This is a genomic window from Vibrio sp. 1078-1 (assembly GCF_033340475.1).
In genome coordinates this window covers 1-707 of record NZ_JAWOWM010000345.1, presented here as the reverse complement: position 1 = coordinate 707, position 707 = coordinate 1, and the positions used below count along the sequence as shown (strand labels likewise).

Here is a 707-nt window from a genome sequence, read left to right as displayed (position 1 = left end):
TTGAAGTCCAAGAGCATTGCCCAAATGCTCGCATCGTTTACGACTTGTTCCACGTCGTTGCTAAGTTTGGTCGTGAAGTGATGGATAGAGTCAGAGTCGACCAAGCCAATAAGCTAAAACAAGATAAAAAAGCAAGGCAATGGGTCAAGCGTTCGCGCTGGGTGTTATTGAAAAATAGGGATAATTTAAATACACAACAGGAAAGCTACCTCACTGAAATATTGAATATGAATCAGGACTTGATGACAACCTACTTACTGGGTGCGCAATTAAAGGAACTATGGCGTTGTGGCTCTGAACTTCAGGCTAAAAACTTATGGCAGGTATGGTGGGAGCAAGTGAATGAGAGTGGAATTAAGCCACTTAAAGAGTTCGCTCGAAAGCTCCGTCCATACCTTCATGGGATCACTGCTTCAGCAAGCTATCCGCTGAATACCTGTACGCTTGAAGGGATAAATAATAAGATAAAGTTAATCAAGCGGATGGGATATGGCTATCGAGACACTGATTACTTCTTCTTAAAGATAAAAGCGGCTTTCCCCGGAAAGCCGCGATGAACCATAAAAAAGGCTTAGCAAGTGCTAAGCCTTTTTTGTCTCTCGTGTACCGTCCTAAATAAGGTTGACACTTTCCACCCCCAAAATTGGAGAGTGTTATGAAATCAAAAGCTAAAAGAACTCAGCGCGATTATTCCCTCGCTTTTAAAC

General features: G+C 42.4%; 1 protein-coding gene. It reads left to right on the top strand.

All coding sequences use genetic code 11. The annotated features are described in order from the left end of the window. A partial coding sequence (locus R7190_RS27480; protein WP_318137883.1) for a transposase occupies positions 1-557 on the top strand: 557 nt, incomplete at its 5' end. Positions 558-707: the final 150 nt, after the last annotated feature.